Raw genomic sequence first — 15,003 nt, forward strand, 5'->3', positions numbered from 1 at the left:
TCACGCCACTTGGCAGCTCGCACTCCAGCTCCACGTACACCAGGTCGAAGCGGAGACACTGCGCGCCCCGGTCGGCAACCGGGCAACATCTTGACGACACGCTTGATTGGTGGGAGCTGTTTGCCGGCCGGCGCGATGGTCTGTCCGAGAGATGGTGGTCGTTCTGATCCTCGAGGAGAGCGGCAACGAGCGAGAAGACACCGGGCCCTCGATTCTCATGCAGGCGTTCGGTTCCCGTTGTCAGCGAAGTAGGTTTCATCGCCAGTCATGGCCAGCGACGGAAGCTCAGCGCAGACACAGGACCGTGGTGAAGACGTCGTCACGTAGGCGGAGGCGGCTCGCCGACTCGGGCAGAATGGGGTGTACATCCTTTTTGGTGCGAGGGCACTTGGACCAGGCCTGCATGCCGAGCGGCTTCATGGGCGTGACCGTTGAGTCAGTCGAACGGGAGCTCCGCTGGCGCGAGGAACACGGCTGGGTGGGCCGCGTTCGACGGGGACTCATCGACATCGCGAAGCTCTTCTCAGGACTGACGTACCCGTGAGACGGCACGTACCTCTGAAGCCGTAGAGCGACGGGGTAGGCGCATGGACTCGAGGCATGCATGGTCATCGACAGCTGCGCGCCTCGATTTGACCTTGCTTGCGCAGGTTCGGCGACCAGAATTGGTTCGTGAGTTGCGAGGGACAGCTACAAAGCCGCCGAGGGGCCGACTCTCAAGATGGAGCGTGTCGTAGCTGATGGGACCATCGCTCTGGCGGCCGGCCGACGCGACGTTGCGAACGCAGCATGACGCAGCGCTCGAGGCCCAACTGACACTTCTGAACGCCTCCGCTCCTGGTCTGCGGCACTTCACCCATTCGACGGACTTGGGTGACTTCTCGTTGCCGCGTTGGCCACGGCTGCTCTAGCAGCAGCCTGCGCACCACCACAGTCACCACCACCGGCTGCGTCAGGAGACCCCGGTGCTGCGGTGTGGGTGACCGGCGACTCGATCGCCTGGGCGACCGGCTGGCGGATGGACAACGTGTTCAGCATCGCCCAGGGTGGAGCCCGCTTCACAAGAACCGACGCCGTCCCCGACGGTGGCCCGATGTTGGAATCGATCGGAACCCGCATCGACGCGGTGCTTGAGGCAACCGGCCGGCATCCCGACACGATCCTGATCCTGGGAGGCGCGAATGACGTGTTGCAGGGTTGGGGAAACCCGATCGCTGCAGCGGTGTCGGTTCATGACCGTCTCGAAGCGGATGGGATCGACGTTCGTTTCGTGACCGAACCCTTCGAGCTGGCAGCACCCTGGCTCGGCTACTTCAACGACGACCTCCGCGACCGGTTCGCGGACACGATCGACTGCGAGTCAGACGGCTACCCGCTGTCGGATCGGATTCACCCCACCCTTGGCGCCTACGAGGCGTACGCAGACTGTGTGCAGGGGGCACTGTGAACAGCATTGCCGCCACCATCTGCGTGTCGATTGTCATCTTCGTCGCGTCGCTGTGCGTGTCCGTAGCGGTAGGTGCCATGTTGGCCCGCCGCGACGGGCTCCGCAGCTTCGTCGCACAAGGTTGCGTCTCGCTGCGACACACGGTGCCGACTCCCAAAGTCCTATCAGCGGGGTCGCTATCTTGCAGCGCATGGCTTTCCCCGGATGGTGAACGTGAGGCGTTCAGAGGAGCCCGAGCTCGCGGGCCGCTTGGACCGCGGGCTTGCGGCCCTCGACATCGAGCTTCCGGTAAATGGCCTTGCAGTGCGTCTTGACCGTGTTGAGCGACACGTACAGCTCGCCCGCGATCTCGCGTTGTGACAGCTCCGACGGCAGGTACCGCAGGACCGAGAGCTCGCGCTGGGTGAGTCCGTCGGCGGGACCATCCACCTGCGGTCGTTCGGCGCGCCCGTGGCGGGCTTCGATCCTGGCGAGGTAGCGGCCGGCGATCCCGGGGTCGACGCACCGTCCGGCGATCGACTTCGCTTCGGCAAGCAGCGCCTCGGCGTCGGGGTGCCCCTGGGCGAACGCTACGTCAGCTGCGCTCGCAAGGGCGTAGGTGAGCATCACGTACTCGGGTGAGCGGCGGGCGAGCTGCACTCCGCGTAGCGCTGCGGGCCAGGACGCTGTGGGCGAGGGCCATCTGGGGTGCCTCGCCGATCCGGTGCTCATCCTTCGTGGGATCGGCCCGCTCGGAGCTCGCCGCCACCACGACCTTCGACGTCTAGTCGAGGCGCACCTCGTCGCGCGCTGCGTCGAGGTCGTCGTGGACATGCACGGCATGCTCCCGGAGGGCTTCCCCCTTCTGCGGGGCGATCTCCGGGGTCGGGATGCCATGCCCAGTCCAGCGACTCGCCGGGGTCGCCGCGGGCATCCCCGTGCGATGGTGGCCGTTCAGGTTCGGATCAACGGTCGGCGCCGTCAGATCTCGCCGTTGGCGACCAAGTCGAACCACTGGTCCAGAGCCGCCGAGTTGACACCACACATGCAAACGTGGTTTCGGCACGATGGATCGCCGGTCGTCACCTTGTCAAACCAAACGCGCTCACTTGGAACCCCTGCCTGATCGGCTTTGGACACGAACTCCTCGGATTGCGATACCGGCACGATCCCATCCTGGTCGCCATGAGCTATGAAGCCCGGTGGGTCGGCGGCTTCGACGTGGTCCACCGGGGATGCGTCAAAGGTTGCATTTGGGTCCAAGCTGGAACCGAGCCAGCCTCGATTTGCATCATCCATGGATGGGCTTGCGAAGTCCATGATCGCAGCAAATGAGACGTAGCCATCTACTTCGACATCGGGAGCATTGGTCCAGCTCTCGCTTGTAGCCACACCAGCGAGCGTCGCCAGCGTAGCCCCAGCGGAATGGCCGGCAACGATGAGGGTGTCAACATTCAGGTTGTACGTGGAAGCGTTGGCGCGCACCCAGTTGATTGCTTTGGCAGTGTCCTCAACCGCTGCCGGGAACGGATTCTCGGCACCATCCGTGTGGCGGTATTCGATGTTCACGATGGCGAAACCGCGGTCAAGCTGTTTGACGATTGGCCCAAACCACTCCGTCATCATGGATCTGTCACCACCGACGAAACCGCCACCATGAATGGCGACGATCGTACCCCTGGAGGGTGATGACTCAGCGGGGTAGATATCGAGTTCCTGGGCTGGATCAGAACCGTAAGAAATGTTGGCGAACTCCGGTTGAAGGCCTTCCTTCCATATGAGTGGACTCTGCTCATCCGGGTTCGGAGTGGGCACGAGACAGCCCGACCCCGAGGTCGGATCACACATGATCGAGATATCCGCTCTGGCCAGGCTCGTGGATGTCGTCGACACCGCGTCGGTTGACGAGGAGGTGTATTGGCCTGTGCCCTGGGCCGCGACGCCTTGATCGGTAGTCCCGGCGCATGATGCCAGTGGGAACATCACGGACAGCGCTATTGCAGCCAAGAAAGAACGATCAGGCACGGACCGATGCTCACACGGGGTATGCGACCTCGCAAATTTCTGCTCAAGTTCGGCGCTCGGACCGAGGGGCCTACCGGTCGGACCCTCACGTCGACCGAACCGGCTCGGGTCTGCTCAGGACGCTTCGTTCACGAATGCATCGGCGAAGTTCCGACCCGCGGCCCGGATCCCGTCGGGAGTCCAGTGGATGCCATCGCCCAGCACCGGGAGGTCCCGATGGACCACGGCGTGCACCCCGGGCCGCTCCGCCTGCACGTTCCACTGCTCAACCGACACATGAACTGCGAAGGGCCGGTCCGGGGCGGGAGATGGAATCGAGTCCGGGTCGAGTCCCGTGAGGTCATCGGGGATCGAACCCGTTCGGTACGTGCCGTGCAGGAACGGCATGTCGTCAGGAACCTGGGGCGTGCCACGCAGGTAGTCGACGATCGACAGGTAGTCGTCGCCCCAACTCTCCGCCCGCTCGCGGGTGTGCATGTCTGCACCGCCCTGCTGGAAGAGGAACCCCTCGAATGACAGCCCTGGGCGGGCCTGCCAAGCTGCCGTGATCTTCGACTCGAGGGTGGATCCGTGCAGGGCCCCGGGCACCCACAGGTCGATGGAGGTTCCTCCGACCGCATACTTGATGAACCCGATGTCCGAGTCCGGACATGCGGCGTGCATCGTCCATGCGAACGCGATCTCGGGGCCCCACTTGCCCGACGCGGGGATGCCCAGGCGCTTCCATGTCCCGCCGTCGAACATCTGCAGTCGGTCGGTGCCGGCCCGGTAGGCGGCGGGGAAGGTCTCGGGTATGCCTCCTGCAGCGACCATGTTCGACTGTCCCGACACGATGAACGTCCGCATCCCCGGGTCCGACTCGTCCCAGGGACACTCGAGGGTCGAACCGAGCTGCGCCTCGGGTTCGGTCGCCGGTGAACCCGAGCCGCCCGGCGCCGCGCATGCGACGGCGAGCAACGCGACAACGACGCTCGTCACGACCGTCGACGATGGAACTCTCAGCATCCCATTGCCACCTGGCTGATCAGAGGCCACAGGCTGCGGCTCCGCCGGATTCGAAGGTAGCCGTCGGGCATGTGACTGACACCGGTGCGAAGTCACCCATCGTGGTGGATGCCGCATCGCCGGCGGGTACCGAGAACACGCTTTGGGTGAAGCCCGGGTCCGGCAGCATGTGGCGCAGGATCAGCAACATGTCCTGGTTCGTGGAGCCCCAGTCCAGCCAGAGAACGCCGTCTCCCAACGTGGCGTTCGAGGGTCGGTCAGCGGCGGTCGAGGCGACGATGGTGTACTCGTCGTTGGCGTCGAGCGGGATCTGGGCGTCATAGGCACAGTCGGTCATGGGGTAGGGCTTGCGGTACTCGTTGGTGCAGATCGACCAGTAGCGGAGCTGGTTGCCCAACTCGGCGGGTGAATCACCCGCCTCGTTGTCGGGGGTGGACGGGGCCTTGCCCCTCACGACCACGACCTCGCCGGCACTGTGTTCGGCCACCGCAGCGACGTACCCGTTGTCGGGATTCGCGTACAGACCAGCGACGCTGAGGGGCTGCTTGAACAGCGGTGGGTCCTCGGCCGGACGGTCAACGGGAGGTCCGAACGCGTTGATCAGGTCGATCAGCGACGAGTTGGCCCCCGGTGAGGGACACTCGGGCAGCGTCAGCTCGGACCCATCGGTCCGCACCACGGTGACGGTCGGGAGCCCCACGCCACCCTTCACGTCGGCGGCGTCGTCGGCCACGTAGGTCCGATAGATGAGCGCACCCGCCGTTGAGGACGCCAGGGAAGAGCCGCTGCCCGGCCCGACGCCAGCGGACACGGTGAGCTCGTAGCTGCCGCCCGTGGCGGCAGGGTCAGCGAAGGGATTGTCGCCCGCGGTGACCATGAGATCCCTGTCGGTAACCGAGTCGACCACTGATCCAGCGACCGTGTAGGTGGCCAGCGAGATGTAGCGGGCTTCGGGGAATTCGCCCTCTACTCGGAGCTGCTCACCTGCCAGCAGGTTGTAGGTCGTCGTCCAGTACGTGGCGCCCTCGTCGGGATACGCCACGTTGAGCGTGTCCTTGTCCGTCTTGTACGGCCAGACGCAGCCGATGCCGGCTCGGGTCGCCGGAGCGATGGTCGTGCAAGCCGCCAGGACCGAAGCCAGAACCGCCACGGATCCGACCACCGCCAACGCCTTTCGCGTGTGCCTCATCAATTCCCCCAGTCATGCGCCACTGAATCGGTGGCCGAAACTGGACGGCATCGTAGGTTATGGGCCTGCGAGGCGTTCAACCTGGTGTGCGTGCTCTCGGAGCACCAGCCGTTGCCGGGGTCGCAAAGCCCTGCACCCGAGTGGAGCAGGACGACCTTCTCCGGAGCAGGCGCGGCGGCCGAGGTCCTTTCCGGTTGGCCGGCGGGCGCATCCCGGAGCCGGAGTGACAGGACATCCCGAGCGCCCTGCGCCGCGTGCAGCAGGCGGCAGCTGCCTTCCTCGATGCGGATCTTGATCGTGGTTTCTTCAGGGACAGCTTGACAGAACTAGTACGGTATCGCACTATCTAGATAGTACGAAGTCGCAGTATACGAACGTGCCACGAAACGGTGGCGGGAGGAACAAGATGATGACCAGCAACACGACACCCAAGCCGGAAGCCAAGCCACTCGGTGCTCGGCATCACGAGCAGCGGGACGTCACCAGCACACCTACACACACTCCCGGCGAATTCGGTCTCGGCGCGACAGCCGCTCGGCTCGGCACATGGCGTGTCTGGATCCCGACCTTGCTCGTGTTCCTGGCATTCTTCGGGGTCTTCTTCTCGTCCTCGGCGGCGTTTGCCATACCCGTGGTCGAGAAGGCCTGCGGCCAACTGCCGCTGGATGTCCGGTTCTACTCCACCGGCTACGAAGTCAGCGACTTCCTCGACGCGTGCGGTCAGGGTGGACGTGACGCCTATCGCAACATGCAGGTGGCGGACCTGCTCTACCCCCTGGTCTTCGGTCTGTTCATGGCGTCCTCGCTGTCGATGGTGCTGCGCCGCCTGTGCCCCGGGCGACCGGGGATTGCCGTGGTTGGCCTGGTGCTGGCCATGGTGGGCACCGGATTCGACTATCTGGAGAACCTTTTCGCATGGCTGGCACTGGCCGCGTTCCCGCAGCCTGCGGTAACCAACGGTGTTCTGGGGGTCGCGTCGGCGGCGAAGAACGTGTCCTTCTGGCTCGCAGGGATGACCCTAATGGTCGGCCTTGTGGCTCTGGTTCTCCGAACGGCGGCGGGTTGGTTGACCCGACGACAGATGGCCGGGCCCACCGCCAATCATGCGATCCCGCAGTAGGGTCGCAGTGATGTCCGCAAGTCAAGGACCACCGAGCAAAGCGGGGCGTCAGGAGCTCGACGATGGGCTCGGCAACGTGCTGTTCGACGTCTGGCTTGTGTCACGCGCCACCATCGCCCTGATCGACGAGGTCGTGCGGCCATCTGGTCTGGATGCCGACGAGTTCGCCGTCTACTCGGTCCTCGCCTCGGGTGACGGCATGACCCCTTCAGAGCTGGCGCACTGGATGGCAGCTCCCCCAACCACCGTGTCCAGTTACGTGAAGCGGTTCGAGCGACGCGGCCACGTCCGCCGCGTCGCCAACCCTGGCGACGGGCGCTCCTATCGGGTGGAACTCACCGAATCAGGTCGCCTGGCACACCGCTCGGCGGGGGACCTCTTCGCCCCGGTGCTTCAGCAGGTGACCGAGCGCATCGGCGAGCAGGCCGACGAAACCCATCTCAGCCTTCGAGCCCTCCACGAGGTTGTCGATTCCCTCGACCGCCCGGTCCAAGGCTCGGCGTTGGGCCAGGACCCGGCCCCGACCGGGCCAGGCCCAGCAGACGGCTGACGGTGAACCATCCCTGCTGTGATGAGCGCGGCATCCAGCCGTGGGACTGGAACCACGAGCCTCGTTCGAGAGCCTCAGCGTCCCCGGGTTGCCGGGTTGTCGGCGGTCATCCCGGTCGAACCCGCACGACGGCCTTGCCGCGGATGCGCCCTTCCTCGAGGTCCCGCAGTGCGTCGGCGGCGCGTTCCAGTGGGTACGTGGTGCTGACCGCCGGGGTGAGGTTGCCGGCCTCGATGTGAGAGCGCAGCCGCTCGACTCCCTCGTGGTGCTCCTTGGAGACGAAGGTCCTCAGGCGCTGACGCACGAACGGTGACAGGAGTATCGCCCTGAGCTGTCTTCCGGTGCCGCCGGTGAAGCTGCCCCCGTCCTCACCGCCGACGATCACGAGCGTGCCCGTCGGTGTGAGGGCGTGGCGGAGCTTGCCGAGTCCGTTGCGACCGCCGGTGTCGATGATCACGTCGTAGGTGTCCGCCGCAGCCGTCGGATCCGACGTCGCGTAGTCGATCACCTCATCAGCTCCGAGAGAGCTTACGAAGTCGGCCTTGGCGCCGCTGCTGACGCCGGTCACCCTCGCACCGGCCGCCTTTGCCAGCTGCACCGCGAAGCTGCCGACGCCTCCGGAGGCCCCCAGCACGAGCACTTCCTGACCGGGGCGCACCCGGGCGACGTCCTCGACGGCCTGGATGGCGGTAAGTCCCGATATGGCGACTGCAGCGGCCTGGTCGAAGGAAAGGGTGGCCGGCTTGTGCACCAGCTTGTCCTCGGGGGCACGTGCGTACTCCGCATAGGAGCCGATGCCGATCCCGAACACGTCGTCTCCGACCTCGAACCTGCTCACGCCCTTGCCCACCTCCACGACCGTGCCTGCCAGATCGAGCCCGGGAACCGCTTGCCGGGGTCGGGTGATCCCGTAGCCGGCGGCCCGCACCGCGTAGGGCTTGCCGGTCATCAGGTGCCACACGCCGCGGTCGACCCCGGCGGCGTGGACCTCGAGGACCACTTCGCCCTCCCCGGGCTGGGGACGCTCGATCTCGCGAACCTCCAGCGCGTCGGCCGAGCCGTAGCGTTCCTGGAAGACGGCTCTCATGTTCGTGGTCGATCCCTGGGTCGGCTCCGGTCGTTCCCCGGCGATGCTGCCAGATGTCGCGGAGGTTGATGTTGCAGTCATGGCTTGTCCCTTCAGGCCCATGGCCAGGTCGTCGAGCGATTCCACGTACTTAGTACGGGTCGTTGACCACGATAGACGTACTTAGTACTATCGGTCAACCGAAACCTTGGAGATCGACACCATGGCCCGCTCAACTGTCAGCAACCGCAAGAAGCGGACACCACTCAGCAGGGAGCGCGTAATGGAGGCCGCGATCGGGCTCGCCGACCGCGACGGCATCGAGCCCCTGACGATCCGCAAGCTCGCTGCGGAGCTGGAGGCGAAGCCGATGGCCATCTACCACCACGTGGCCAACAAGGAGGAGATCCTCGACGGGATGGTTGACTGCGTGTTCGCAGAGATCGAGCTTCCGCCAGCGGACCTCCGGTGGACCGACGCAGTCAGGGTGCGCTCGGTCTCGGCTCGTGAGGCACTGGGCCGCCACCCCTGGGCCACCCCCATGATGGAGTCACGGACCTCACCAGGCCCGGCTACCCTGCGACAGCACGATGCCATGCTGGGCTGTCTGCGACGAGGGGGCCTGTCGCTCGAGATGGCAGCCCACGCCTACGCGCTGATCGACAGCTTCGTCTACGGCTTCGCTCTCCAGGAGGCGAACCTGCCCGGCGGCGGTGAGGGGGAGATCGTTGAGGTCGCCGGTGACCTGGTCGATGCGATGCCGCCCGGGGAGTACCCGCACCTGGTGGAGTTCACCGACGAGCACGTCATGCGACCCGGCTACAGCTTCGCCGACACCTTCGAGTTCGGACTCGACCTCCTGCTCGACGGCTTGGAGGCGGCTCGTCTCTCCGCGAGCCCGGACAGGACGAGCGACTGAGAACAGGGTGTAGCTCAGGCAACCCGGTACACGAAGTACTGGACCCTGATGCGCTCGCCGTACTCGGGGTGGGCCGGCAGGTAGGGCATCGGCTCCGTGCCGAGCACGCGATGCCAGCGGCCCTCGTCCTCCATCCGGTCGAGTTCGCTCGCATAGTCCTGCGTGCGCATGATGTCGTCGCGTTGGGTGAACACGATGTGGCCGCCGCTGCGCGTGATCCGGTACAGCTCCCGGAGGATGTCGGTGGTCTCGAAGTAGGTCAGCGCCCCTATGAGGCTCACCGCATCGAACTCATCGTCGGAGAACGGCAGTGGCAGGTCCTGCATGTCGACGCACTCGAGGCGCTCGTAGGCACCCGTGCCCTCGGCCAGTTCGAGAAGCTTCGGCGAGATGTCCACGCCCGTCACATGGTCATAGCCCAGGTTCGCCAGGGCGGCGCCCGACAGTCCCGAACCGCACGCGGCGTCGAGCACGCTGCCCGCGACCGGCGAGTAGTTGCGCATGAGGGCAGCCGCGGTGACCGGCGCCACATATCCCCACTCGTCGAATGTCTCGTCGTACGAACCGGTCCCTGCGAAGCGGTCGTAGTTCTCCCGGACCGTGGCGCTGTCCGTCGTGGCGTCGTCACCCCAGATCTCCGGGGTTTCCTCGATGACGTCCTTGTTCACCGGACCTCCAACCGTTCAAGCGGTGAGCCCGCACAAGGTACCCGGCAGGCCTGGCAGCCTGCGGCCCTCCTCGCCCCGGCGTCGCACGAGTCCCGACCCTCTCGTTGGAGCCGGGGGCGATCAGTCAACGCCGGGACTCGCCGCCCGTTCGTTGCCGAGCATCCACCAGACGGCGATCGAGCCGACCACTATCACGAGCCCGAGCACCATGAGCAGGTCCCCGAGTGTGGCCAGGAAGGTGTTCTCGATCACCTCGAGCAGCTTCGTGATCGAGGAGGGCCCCAGGTCAGGGAACACCTCGTCGATGTGCTTGTGGAGGTCATCTACAGCAAGACAGCTCACCACCTCGCTGATCGATACACCGGCGCCTCCGGCGCTCAGGGCGTCGGATGCGTTTTCCGCCGAAAGGGCATGAAAGACCAGAGCGGAGAAGGACACCCCCAGCCCGCCGGCGAGCTTGCCGCCCATCGACAGCAGGCCGCTGACGCGACCCTGCTTTTCGGGCCTGACGCGGTCGGTGGGGGCGACCCGACCGGCGACCGAGACGAACGCGTAGCCGATGCCTACGGTCACCATGCCAGGCATCAGGTGCCAGAACACCGACGACTCGGAATCGAGCAGCGCCAGGAGGAACTGTGCCATCGCTGTGAGGGCGAGGCCGACCATGATGAAGGGCCTCGCCCTGCGCCCCTCCACGCGCTTGCCGATCCACGGCGACAGGAACACCCCGACCGCGGCACTCGGCAGCAGCACTGCGCCCGTCTGGACCGCCGACAGGCCGAGAGTGCCCTGGAGGTAGAGGGTGAGGTACAGAAGCGCGCCGTAGAACGAGAAGCCCACGAGCATCTTGGCGACCAGGCTGCCCGCGATCACGCGGTCACGCAGTAGCCCGATGTCCACTATCGGCACGGGCCGTTCGCGCTCGGCGCGCCACAGCACACCTGCCGCGACTACGGCCACGGCGAGCATCGCGACCCCCCACGGCCAGAATCCGGCCCGGCCGCTCTCGATCAGCGCGAGGTTGATGGCCAGCACCGAGACCCCGAGCAGCACCGTGCCCGGCAGGTCCAGATCAACCCGGCCCTCGTGCTCGCCGTCCACCGATGCGGGCACACCCCGCAACAACAGCAGTGAGATGATCGTTGCCGGGATGTTGATGAGGAAGATCGCCCTCCATGACACCGCATCGGTCAGGATGCCGCCGATCAGCGGTGCGACACCTGCGGACACACCCAGCAGGCCGCCGAGTGCCCCGAACGCCGCCCCGCGACGCCCCTCGTCATAGAGGTGCGCGATGAGCGCGGCCGAGGCCGGGGCGACCATCGAGGCTCCCAGCCCCTGCGGCACGCGGGCGGCGATCAGCACCACGTCGGTTGGAGCCATGCCGGCAATCAGCGACGCACCCGCATAGATCAACGAGCCGGTGATCATGATCCGCCGGGGGCCCACCATGTCGACCAGCCGACCCGCAGGGATCAGGAACACGGCATACGCAAGTGAGTACAGGCTTGCAACCCACTGGACCGTCTCGATGTCACCCCCCAGGTCAGCGCGGATCTGGGGAAGGGCGACGTTGATGATGGTCAGGTCGAGCGAGACCGCGATGACGCCGAAACAGATGCCCGCGTATGCCGTCTTGCGTACCCGGTCGGTGATCTCGGGAAGCGGCTCGGGCGACGCCCCACCGTTCTCCGGTGCTTCTGTCGCGCGCACATAGCCAGCGGCCTGCAATGGATGGTCCTCGTGCATCTGCACCGCCGCGTCTTGCATTGGCCTCATCTCGCTGCCTGGGGCCGATCATCCCCGCCGCAGCTCACAGATCTACGAATGGGCGGCCGGGAATCCGCAAGACTACGCGACGCATGCGGGCGTTCGTGTCGACCGCTGCCGGCAATGGAGGCCGCAGATGCCCGAACAGGAGACCAAGGACCTCGCATGGGGTCCGGTCCCCACCGGCAAAAACCCCACGGGTACTGAATATGCTGAGGGAGATCCATGTCAAACACCGAAGTGCCCAGGTCCGTCGAACGAAACGCACCGGCCAGCGGGTCGGATGACGCTGCCAGCGGCGACCACCGGGCAACGCGCCGTCACCACGGGATGCGCAGAGACGTGCCTGCCGTCAAGACACCAATCCTCTTGTTGTTGAGCGTGCTCCTTTGGTCCTGTCTGGCGTCTTGTTCTTCCGGGCAGTCAGATCGTCAGGCGGCGGAGCCCAACGACGTGGGCCCTGATATCGGGGACAAGAGAGTTGAGGTCAAGACCGAACTCGACAGCGTCGTGGCAGAGCTGCGCGCCGCCGGCACCGAGACCTGGGGTGTCCCCGTTCCCGGGCTAGCCGCAGCAGCCATGGCAGAAGACCTGGGCGACCGTCCCGTCTCGGTGGCCTCCGGGTCGGCCGACCCTCCTGGCGACCTTCCGCTGGAGGTGTCGGACCGCTTCCACATCGGAAGCGCCACCAAGACCTTCACCGCCGCCCTCATCATGAAACTGGATGAAGAAGGGAAGCTGTCCCTGGATGATCCGATCAGTCGCTGGATCGACTACGAGAACGGATCCAACATCACGGTCGAGATGCTGCTTGCTCACACCAGCGGGATTCCGAACTTCGTCGGAGTGAACGGCCGATCTCCCGAGGACACTCCTGAGGACTCAATCTCGTTTGCAGAGCAGAGCAGCGCGGACTTCGAACCCGGAGAAGGTTGGAACTACAGCAACACCAACTACATCATGTTGGGTCTCATCGCTGAGCAGGTAGCCGGGAAGCCCTGGGAAGACCTGATCGTCGATCAATTCATCGAGCCGCTCGGGTTGACTGACACATACATCTGGACCGGTGAGCCCAGGGGGCCGAGTGTGGACGGTTCACGGATGGCCTGCAGCAAGCCGGGGGAGCCCGAGTGCGATCCCCCAGAGAGGGACCTCGACCTTCTTGCCGTAACAGATGGCTTCGACTGGAAGGTCGCGTGGTCGGCAGGCGCAATCGTTTCCACCCCATCAGACCTTGCCCGCTGGGTTCGCGAGCTGGTCTCCGGCGATGTGCTGGACGCCGAGCACCGGGAGCTGCTGACCACGCCGACTCCACAGTCCGTCGAATCGTTGATGGGTGCACAGACAGCCAACTCGGGCTCCGGGGCAAGTGGCGGATCGATGGAATGGACCGGGTACAGCCTCGGCCTGTGTCGCTTCGAGGTGCCAGACGAAGGAGTTGGCTGGGGCCACACGGGTGTCATCGACGGATTCGTGTCCAACGTGGCCCACATGGTCGACAGCGGATACACCGTGTCTCTGACATCGAACTTCGAGTACTTCGACATGCGCGACGGGCTCGGCAACATCGTGATTGATGTCCTGTAGGTGCCATCCGGTGCAAGGCGGCGAGGCGCATTGCCTCTCTGCTGGAACGAGGCGCAGCTCAGGTGTCACCTCGTGTGCAGGAGTGCGCAACGGTGGGTGCGACGGTTGAGCATTAGCTTGTGGCCCACCGCCCACGAGCCGGCCAACCGCCCCGCCTCACCTGATCTCGCCGGAGTCGCACCGTGAACACCATCGAGCACCTCGTCGCAGGCCAACCCCGGGCCGGTAGTTCCGGACGCTCCGGTGCCGTGTTCAACCCGGCCAACGGCGAACAGTCAGGCCATGTGGACCTCGCGAATCCTGAGGATGTGGGAACCGCGGTGGCAGCGGCGCAGACCGCTTTCGATGAGTGGAGCAACGAGAGCATCGCCACGCGAACGAAGCTCATGTTCGAGTTTCGCAACCTCGTCGTAGCGAATGCTGGTGAGATCGCGAGCCGCATCACGAGCGAACACGGCAAGGTTCTATCGGATGCGGGTGGTGAGGTGGCCCGTGCGGTGGAGAACATCGAGTTCGCGTGCGGTCTGGCCGAGCACCTGAAGGGCAGCTACAGCGAGAACGCGTCCACTGGCCTGGACGTCTACTCCGTGCGGCGCCCCCTGGGAGTCGTCGCCGGCATCACCCCGTTCAACTTCCCGGCAATGGTGCCCTCCTGGATGTTTCCCAACGCGATTGCGTGTGGGAACACGTTCGTGCTCAAACCCTCAGAACGCGACCCATCGGCACCGATGTTCATGGCCGAGCTGTTCCACGAAGCGGGTTTCCCGCCCGGCGTACTCAATGTCGTGAACGGCGACAAGGTCGCAGTGGATGCCCTGCTCGAGCACGACCGTGTCAAGGCTGTGAGCTTCGTCGGCTCCACACCGGTGGCAAGTTACGTGTACGAGTCAGGAACCGCCCGCGGCAAACGCGTCCAGGCGCTCGGTGGTGCCAAGAACCACATGGTCGTATTGCCGGACGCCGACATCGAGCTGGCAGCGGATGCCGCCGTGTCAGCGGCCTACGGCTCCGCCGGGGAGCGTTGCATGGCCGTGTCGGTCGTCGTTGCCGTCGCAGGGGTGGGTGACGACCTCGTCGATGCGATCAAGGCCCGTGTCCAACAGCTCTCGATCGGTGCGGGAACCGACCCATCCAGCGAGATGGGCCCACTGATCACCGCCGAACACCGCGACCGGGTCGCCGGATACGTGGCGTCAGCCGCGAATGCCGGTGCCAGCATCGTTGTGGATGGCCGCGAGGCCGAGTTCGACTCGGACGGCTTCTTTCTCGGTGTGTCGCTCATCGACGATGTCACAGCGGACATGCCGGTCTACACAGAGGAGATCTTCGGTCCCGTGCTCAGCGTGGTGCGGGTCGACACTCTCCAGGCTGCTGTCGAGCTCGTGTCAGACAACCGTTGGGGCAACGGCGCAGCGATCTTCACCCGCGACGGCGGGGCGGCCCGCCGCTTCCAGCGCGACGCGGATGCGGGCATGATCGGTGTCAATGTCGCCATACCAGTTCCCGTGGGCTACCACTCGTTCGGTGGCTGGAAGGACTCCGCATTCGGCGACACGACCATGTACGGACCCGAGGGCATTCACTTCTTCACCAAGCCGAAGGTGTTGACCAGCCGATGGCCGGACCCCTCGACCAGCACCCTCGACCTCGGATTCCCCGCCAGTGAGTGAAGCCGTAG

Annotated in this window: 14 protein-coding genes; 7 read left to right on the plus strand and 7 right to left on the minus strand. The window is 65.5% G+C overall.

Features of this window, described 5'->3' with window-relative positions:
* Positions 1-403 precede the first annotated feature (403 nt).
* Together GY812_03600 and GY812_03605 are read left to right on the plus strand one after the other, a co-directional pair.
* Positions 404-544: a hypothetical protein gene (locus tag GY812_03600; protein MCP4434570.1), complete on the plus strand. Its 141-nt coding sequence runs from the start codon at positions 404-406 to the stop codon at positions 542-544.
* Positions 545-979: 435 nt separating this feature from the next.
* On the plus strand, positions 980-1,447 hold the full coding sequence (locus tag GY812_03605) for a hypothetical protein (GenBank protein MCP4434571.1): 468 nt from the start codon (positions 980-982) through the stop codon (positions 1,445-1,447).
* Between the two features lie 222 nt (positions 1,448-1,669).
* Here the strand turns inward: GY812_03605 and GY812_03610 are convergent, their stop codons facing one another.
* The 4 genes from GY812_03610 to GY812_03625 all read right to left on the minus strand — a co-directional run bounded on the left by GY812_03610 (position 1,670) and on the right by GY812_03625 (position 5,645).
* On the minus strand, positions 1,670-2,323 hold the full coding sequence (locus GY812_03610) for a hypothetical protein (GenBank protein ID MCP4434572.1): 654 nt from the start codon (positions 2,321-2,323) through the stop codon (positions 1,670-1,672).
* 84 nt (positions 2,324-2,407) lie between these two features.
* Positions 2,408-3,451 carry an alpha/beta hydrolase gene (locus tag GY812_03615; protein MCP4434573.1) on the minus strand — a complete coding sequence of 348 codons (1,044 nt, stop codon included), beginning with the start codon at positions 3,449-3,451 and terminating at the stop codon, positions 2,408-2,410.
* Between the two features lie 114 nt (positions 3,452-3,565).
* The gene (locus GY812_03620) at positions 3,566-4,429 is read right to left on the minus strand and encodes a sialate O-acetylesterase (GenBank protein MCP4434574.1); all 864 of its coding nucleotides are present in this window, start codon (positions 4,427-4,429) and stop codon (positions 3,566-3,568) included.
* A gap of 46 nt (positions 4,430-4,475) precedes the next feature.
* A complete protein-coding gene (locus tag GY812_03625; protein ID MCP4434575.1) occupies positions 4,476-5,645 on the minus strand; it encodes a hypothetical protein in 1,170 nt (389 codons plus the stop codon).
* A 568-nt stretch (positions 5,646-6,213) separates the two neighbouring features.
* On the opposite strand from GY812_03625, the gene GY812_03630 reads away from it, so the two are divergent.
* Positions 6,214-6,765: a hypothetical protein gene (locus GY812_03630; protein ID MCP4434576.1), complete on the plus strand. Its 552-nt coding sequence runs from the start codon at positions 6,214-6,216 to the stop codon at positions 6,763-6,765.
* 10 nt (positions 6,766-6,775) lie between these two features.
* Positions 6,776-7,315, plus strand: a complete 540-nt coding sequence (locus GY812_03635; GenBank protein ID MCP4434577.1) for a winged helix-turn-helix transcriptional regulator — start codon at positions 6,776-6,778, stop codon at positions 7,313-7,315.
* Between the two features lie 106 nt (positions 7,316-7,421).
* Here the strand turns inward: GY812_03635 and GY812_03640 are convergent, their stop codons facing one another.
* Positions 7,422-8,402: an NAD(P)-dependent alcohol dehydrogenase gene (locus tag GY812_03640; protein MCP4434578.1), complete on the minus strand. Its 981-nt coding sequence runs from the start codon at positions 8,400-8,402 to the stop codon at positions 7,422-7,424.
* 202 nt (positions 8,403-8,604) lie between these two features.
* Here GY812_03640 and GY812_03645 point away from each other — a divergent pair, with 202 nt between their 5' ends.
* Entirely contained in the window at positions 8,605-9,300 is a 696-nt protein-coding gene (locus tag GY812_03645) for a TetR/AcrR family transcriptional regulator (protein ID MCP4434579.1), read from the plus strand.
* 14 nt (positions 9,301-9,314) lie between these two features.
* Here the strand turns inward: GY812_03645 and GY812_03650 are convergent, their stop codons facing one another.
* Together GY812_03650 and GY812_03655 are read right to left on the minus strand one after the other, a co-directional pair.
* Positions 9,315-9,968 (minus strand): class I SAM-dependent methyltransferase, encoded by a 654-nt coding sequence (locus tag GY812_03650; GenBank protein ID MCP4434580.1) that lies wholly within the window; start codon positions 9,966-9,968, stop codon positions 9,315-9,317.
* A 120-nt stretch (positions 9,969-10,088) separates the two neighbouring features.
* Positions 10,089-11,738, minus strand: a complete 1,650-nt coding sequence (locus GY812_03655) for an MFS transporter (protein MCP4434581.1) — start codon at positions 11,736-11,738, stop codon at positions 10,089-10,091.
* A gap of 453 nt (positions 11,739-12,191) precedes the next feature.
* Here GY812_03655 and GY812_03660 point away from each other — a divergent pair, with 453 nt between their 5' ends.
* Positions 12,192-13,325 carry a beta-lactamase family protein gene (locus GY812_03660; GenBank protein MCP4434582.1) on the plus strand — a complete coding sequence of 378 codons (1,134 nt, stop codon included), beginning with the start codon at positions 12,192-12,194 and terminating at the stop codon, positions 13,323-13,325.
* A gap of 182 nt (positions 13,326-13,507) precedes the next feature.
* Positions 13,508-14,995, plus strand: a complete 1,488-nt coding sequence (locus GY812_03665) for a CoA-acylating methylmalonate-semialdehyde dehydrogenase (protein MCP4434583.1) — start codon at positions 13,508-13,510, stop codon at positions 14,993-14,995.
* The last annotated feature ends 8 nt before the right edge of the window (positions 14,996-15,003 follow it).

It is taken from the genome of Actinomycetes bacterium, from assembly GCA_024222295.1.
Taxonomy (GTDB): domain Bacteria; phylum Actinomycetota; class Acidimicrobiia; order Acidimicrobiales; family Microtrichaceae; genus JAAEPF01.